4 protein-coding genes are annotated in these 5,271 nt (G+C 65.5%); 2 read left to right on the forward strand and 2 right to left on the reverse strand.

What is annotated here, in order from left to right; all coding sequences use genetic code 11:
• Positions 1–180: 180 nt before the first annotated feature.
• Positions 181–1,653 (reverse strand): rhomboid family intramembrane serine protease, encoded by a 1,473-nt coding sequence (locus AADJ04_RS17515; RefSeq protein ID WP_341240398.1) that lies wholly within the window; start codon positions 1,651–1,653, stop codon positions 181–183.
• 222 nt (positions 1,654–1,875) lie between these two features.
• Between AADJ04_RS17515 and AADJ04_RS17520 the strand changes: the two genes are divergently transcribed.
• Together AADJ04_RS17520 and AADJ04_RS17525 are read left to right on the forward strand one after the other, a co-directional pair.
• On the forward strand, positions 1,876–4,002 hold the full coding sequence (locus tag AADJ04_RS17520; RefSeq protein ID WP_341240399.1) for a catalase: 2,127 nt from the start codon (positions 1,876–1,878) through the stop codon (positions 4,000–4,002).
• A 29-nt stretch (positions 4,003–4,031) separates the two neighbouring features.
• Complete coding sequence (locus tag AADJ04_RS17525; protein ID WP_341240400.1) at positions 4,032–4,640, forward strand: hypothetical protein; 609 nt, start codon at positions 4,032–4,034, stop codon at positions 4,638–4,640.
• A 149-nt stretch (positions 4,641–4,789) separates the two neighbouring features.
• Here AADJ04_RS17525 and AADJ04_RS17530 read toward each other — a convergent pair.
• On the reverse strand, positions 4,790–5,271 hold a 482-nt coding region (locus tag AADJ04_RS17530), incomplete at its 5' end, for a tripartite tricarboxylate transporter substrate-binding protein (RefSeq protein ID WP_341240401.1).

A 5,271-nucleotide genomic window follows, 5' to 3' on the forward strand; every position in this document is an offset into this window, starting at 1 on the left:
GGCGAAGCAAAGAAAAGTGCCTCGCCCGCCGGGGCGAACACCCGGCTCCCGCCCTCCGCACAGGCAAGCCGCCAGATCAGCAAACCAATCCCGAAAGACGAACGGGCCACTCAGCAAACTATCAATTCAATAGCTACCAGCGCATACCCCACAAGCGCCAGATCCCAATTCAATCAAAACCTACACCCCACCCAACACCTGCAACGCCGCACTCCCCGGCGACAACTGCTGCAACTGCGGCCGGAACACAGCCGCCTGCTCCCGCCGCCCCGCATGGCACAGCGCAGCCACCAACATGCCCAGCGTCTCCCCCAGCTCCGGGTGCGCAGGCGCCGTCTTGTGCAAGGCGTTGAACAGCTTTTCCGCATCTCCCCACTGCTGCGCCCGCGCAAAGCGGCGGGACAGGCGGGCCATGTCGTCCGGCAGCAAACGCGCGCCGGGCTTGGCTTTGTCGAAGTAGGTGCGGTAGCTGGCGTGCTGAAACTGCAGCGTCTGCTCGTCATGGGCGCGCAGCCGGAAGATGCGGCGCGCGGCGCGGTGAAAGTCTTCGCTGTCGGTCCACAGCGATGCGGTCTTGAACCAGGCGCTGAGCACCTGTTGATCCTGCGGGCGCAGCTTGGCGGCGGCGCGCCACTGGGGCAGCGCCTGCTCAAACTTCATGGCCTGGGCCAGGCGCTCGGCGTTGGCGACGTGGGTGTCGAAACCATCGACGGGCACGGCTACCTGCGCCGTGGGCACTTCCAGGGGGCGGCGGCGTACCAGCATCACCAGGGCCATCAGCGAAGCCCCTGCGAGCAAGCCACCCAGGTGCGCCATGTAGGCCACACCTCGGCCGCTGAGCCAGTGCTGCAACAGCTCGTTGGCAATCCACGCGGGCAGCAGGAGCAAGGCCGGGGCCGTGACGTAGTTGAAATAGAAAAACAGCTGGTAGAAAAACCGCACGCGCCGCAGCCGGTACAGCACGGCATACATGCCCATCAACGCAGACACCGCCCCCGAAGCGCCCAGGCCATAGCTGCCAGTGCCGCCATACGCCCAGGCCGACAGGGCCGAGCCCCCCAGGCCGCCCAGCAGGTAGAACGCGAGGTAGGTGGTGCGCCCCAGTGCCAGCTCGACCGAGAAGCCGAACAGGAAGAGAAACAGCATGTTGCCCAGCAAGTGCCCGGTGCTGCCGTGCAGGAAGGTGGCCGTGAGCCAGGTGATAGGGCGGAATTCGGCGTCCTTGCCGTAGTCCATGGCCCAGTGGCGGGTGAAGGGAGCAGGCAGGCGGGATTCGTACTGCGCGCGGGCTGCAGTCCAGTCCGCGTGCTGGGGGTCTTCTGCAGGCACGAAACGGGGGCTGCGCAGCCGCTGCTGAAAGTCGTCTTCGTGCTCCATCCAGGCCAGCAGCGCACGCTGGTTGCCCGCCTTTTGCAGCGCGCGCGCCTGGGGCAAATGCTTGTCGCCCGTCTCCTCCAGCCACGCCACAAAGCGCGGCACCTCAATGGCGGGCAAGGGGCTGGCGATGTAGAAGGCGGCGGCGCGGTCGCGCGCGTTTTCCTCGGTGCGCTGCGGGCCCCAGAACACGAGCATGTTCACCAAGATCAGCAGCACGGTCATCCACGGCGGGTTGCGCCAGGTGGGCCGGCTTTCGAGGGGGATGGCGTAGAACATGGGTCAGCAGAGCAAGGGCAGAAATGTCGATGGCGCCAGCCGCAATCAACGCGGTGGGCGCCAAGCGTAGCAAACACCAGCCGGCGTGCGTTGCGGCGCCCACCGGCCATTGCCTGAGCACGACGACGCGCACATGGGGCTGTGTCCTACGCGTGGCAAAGCGCTGGGATCCAACGATGGGGGCTGTCCTTTTTTCTGATATCCCAACCTTCAGGAGCGCCCATGGCACGAACCCCCACTTCGCGCGGCGCGGCACCAAAATCGCCGTCTGCACTGCCCTCTTCCACCCAGTCTGAAACCTTTCGCGGCAACGCCGGTGAGCTGCAACAGCAGGCCGGTGGCAAACACCCGGTGCTGACCACGCAGCAGGGCATTGCGGTGGCAGACAACCAGAACTCTCTGCGCTCCTCGCCACGCGGGCCCGCGCTGCTGGAAGATTTCATCCTGCGCGAGAAGATCACGCACTTTGACCACGAACGCATTCCCGAGCGCATCGTGCACGCCCGTGGCTCGGGCGCGCATGGCTTTTTCGAGCTGACGCATTCGCTCAAGAAATACACCACGGCCCAGGTGCTGACCGAAGTGGGCGTGCAGACGCCTGTGTTCACGCGCTTTTCCACCGTGGCGGGCGGTGCAGGCTCGGTGGACACACCGCGCGACGTGCGCGGCTTTGCCGTGAAGTTCTACACGCCCGAGGGCAACTGGGACCTGGTGGGCAACAACATTCCGGTGTTCTTCATCCAGGACGCGATGAAGTTCCCGGACCTGGTGCACGCCGTGAAGATGGAGCCGGACCGCGCCTTCCCCCAGGCCGCGAGCGCCCACGACACCTTCTGGGACTTTGTTTCGCTGATGCCTGAGTCGATGCACATGGTGATGTGGGCCATGAGCGACCGCACCCTGCCGCGCAGCCTGCGCACCATGGAGGGCTTTGGCGTGCACAGCTTCCGCCTCATCAATGCGGCGGGCGAAAGCACGTTCGTGAAGTTTCACTGGCGGCCCAAGCTGGGCATCCAATCCACCGTGTGGGACGAAGCGATGAAGCTGCAGGCGGCCGACAACGACTTTCACCGCCGCGACCTGTTTGAAGCGATTGAGGCCGGCGACTTCCCGGAGTGGGAGCTGTCGGTGCAGCTCTTCACCGAGGAAGACGCCGAGCGCTTCCCCTTCGACCACCTGGACCCGACCAAGCTCATCCCCGAGGAGCTGGTGCCGCTGCAGCCGATTGGCCGCATGGTGCTCAACCGCTGGCCCGACAACTTCTTTGCCGAGACCGAGCAGGTGGCCTTCTGCCCCGCCAACGTGCCGCCGGGCATCGACTTCAGCAACGACCCATTGCTGCAAGGCCGCCTGTTTTCGTACCTGGACACCCAGCTTTCACGCCTGGGCGGGCCGAACTTTGCGCAGATCCCGATCAACGCACCCAAGTGCCCGTTCCACCACATGCAGCGCGATGGCCACATGCAGATGCAGGTGCCCAAAGGCCGCGTGAACTACGAGCCCAGCAGCCTGCAGGGCGACACGCCGCGCGCTTCGCTGGCGCGGGGGTTCCGCCACTTTGCGCAGGGCGACGATGGCAGTGGCCGGGGCAAGGGCCGCATCCGCCCCGAAAGCTTTGCCGACCACTACAGCCAGGCGCGCATGTTCTACCGCAGCCAAAGCCCGCTGGAGCAGGCGCACATGGCGTCGGCGCTGGTGTTTGAGCTGTCGAAGGTGGAGACACCGCATGTGCGCGAGGCGGTGGTGGGCCAGCTGCTGCATGTGGACCCTGAGCTGGCCCAGCGCGTGGCAGCCGGCCTGGGCCTGCAGGCGCTGCCCCCGGCCCCACCCGCTGCCGAGCCGGTGCAAGACCTGCCACTGTCGCCCGCGCTGCGCATCATCGACCGCATGAAGCCCACGCTGCAGGGCCGCTGCATTGGCATCCTGGTGGCCGATGGCTCTAACGGCACCACGGTGGCCAACCTGCGCAAGGCGCTGGAGAAAGCAGGCGCCACGGTCAAGATCGTTGCGCCCAAGGTGGGCGGCGCGGTGCTGAAAGATGGCACGCTGCTGCCCGCTGATGGCCAGTTGCAGGGCACGCCGTCGGTGGTGTTTGACGCCGTGGCCTCCATCCTGTCGCCCGAGATGGGCGAGCAACTGGCCAAAGAAGCCGCGGCCGTGGACTGGTTCCGCGACGCCTTCGGCCACCTCAAGGCCATTGCCGCCTGCAAGGGCACGCAGGCCATCTTGCAGGCCGGTGGCATCGAGCCCGATGCGGGCGTCGTGGCCCCCGCCGATGCCGATGGCTTCATCGCCGCGGCGCAAACCCGCCAATGGGCCCGCGAACCCAAAGTGCGCACCCTTGCTTAACCCACCAACAACCCGCTCAAGGAGAAACCATGTCCAAAGCCCGTTACGACAGCCAGCAGCTCAACGACCTGGTGCTGCAAATGATGGAAACCGAACTCGGCGGCGAGCAGGTGTACCGCACCGCACTCACCTGCGCCGTGAACCCCGACCTGAAGGAAGAATGGGAAGGCTATCTGCAAGAAACCCTGACCCACCAGGACGTGGTGCGCAGCCTGTGCGACACCCTGGGGCTGGACCCCGACACCCAGTCGCCCACGCGCCGGGTGGTCAAGCACATTGGAGAGTCGCTGGTCAAAGCCATGCAGCTGGCCAAGCAAGGGGGCGATCCCGCCGCCGCCCAGCTGGTGGCTTGTGAATGTGTGGTGCACGCAGAAACTAAAGACCACGCCAACTGGGAGCTGCTGGGCAAGGTGGCCGAAGTGGCCACGGGCGATCTGGGCCGGGCCCTGAAAGCAGCCCACGAAGCGGTGGAAAAAGACGAAGACCACCACCTGTACCACACCAAGGGCTGGTGCCGCGAACTGGCCATCGAGGCCCTGGGCCTGCCAGCGGTGCTGCCGCCGCCCGAAGAGGTCAAGAATGTGGAAACCGCCATCGGCGCGTCGCGCGCCGAGCAGCAGCGCGAACGCATGCTCTGACCAGCATGCAGCCAGCAGGCGGATAGACGCTTGCCGCAAGCGCTATCAATAAAATAGCTGCCAGCGCTTTACCCATAAGCGATAGCAGCTCTTTTTTCTTCAAACCCAGCTGGCGGAGGCCTTGGCCTGCCCCACCCGCACCGTGCAGCTTACTGCGCAACGAAACCGCTGTTCTTGATGATGCGCGACCAGGCCTGGGTGTAGGCGTTCTGGCGGTTGGTGAGTTGCTGCGGGGTCATGTACCCCACGGTGAGCCCCATGGTGGTGAGCTGGCTGTGTACATCCGGCTGCGCGACCACCTTGGCCAGCGCGTTGGAGAAGTCCACCACGAACTTCTGCGGCGTGCCTGCGGGGGCGTAGATGCCGTAATACGGCAGGTCTTCAAAGCCCTTGAGGCCCAGCTCATCAAACGTGGGCACATCGGGCATGGCGGCCTGGCGGCGGGTGCCCAGTACGGCCACCACATGCACCTTGCCTGCCTTGTGGTTCTCGATGAAATCCTGCACCGAGCCCACACCCGCCGCGATCTGGTTGCCCAGCATGTCAGCCATCATGGGCGCGCTGCCGCGGTAGGGGGCAGAGACCAGGTCGATCTGGTACTTTTCGCCCACCAGCTTGACCAGGAACTCGG

This window comes from uncultured Acidovorax sp., from assembly GCF_964021665.1.
GTDB lineage: Bacteria > Pseudomonadota > Gammaproteobacteria > Burkholderiales > Burkholderiaceae_C > Acidovorax > Acidovorax temperans.